2 protein-coding genes are annotated in these 553 nt (G+C 48.3%); both read right to left on the bottom strand.

Annotated elements, in window-relative coordinates; genetic code table 11:
* A partial coding sequence (locus tag R7P74_RS28490; RefSeq protein WP_318124053.1) for a DUF167 family protein occupies positions 1–208 on the bottom strand: 208 nt, incomplete at its 3' end.
* A partial coding sequence (locus R7P74_RS28485) for a YggT family protein (RefSeq protein ID WP_318124051.1) occupies positions 208–553 on the bottom strand: 346 nt, incomplete at its 5' end. The genes R7P74_RS28490 and R7P74_RS28485, both read right to left, overlap by 1 nt.

The following is a 553-nucleotide window of genomic DNA, read 5'->3' as shown; positions in this document are numbered from 1 at the left end:
CTATGTGAACCAAACCCTTAGCGATTTTGAACTGCTTGGCTAAGAACTTGGTGAGGTGAGCATTGGCTTTGCCATCGACAGGCGGTGCAGTGATGGCGATTTTGAGCTCTTCACCGTGCAAGCCGACGATCTTATCACGGCTTGCTTTGGGTTGAATATAAAGCTTAAGGACGATGTCCTCGCCATCTTGCCAAACTGCTGCGGACATTACAGTTGGAACCAAATAGGACCAATGATATCGCCCATCAAGAAGTTTGCGAATTGCAAACCGATGAACAGAACCAGCACGCTCAAATCCAAGCCGCCAAAAGCAGGAAGCACGCGACGAATTGGTGCGCACATTGGCTCGGTCAATTGATGGAACACGTATTCAATTGGGCTACGGCCTTGGCTCACCCAGCTTAGGATTGCGCGAATCAACAATACCCAGAACAGAAGGCCACCAGCAGCTTTTAGTAGTGATAACAAACCCAAGAATAGGAAATCAACGCTGAAAGAGACAGTGCCGTTAGACGCAATCAGAATCAGCGCGACAAATTTCAATACACACAGC

The organism is Vibrio sp. 2033, assembly GCF_033339735.1.
The sequence above is the reverse complement of the archived record's forward strand: the minus strand, read 5'-3'. Positions and strand labels throughout refer to the sequence as shown.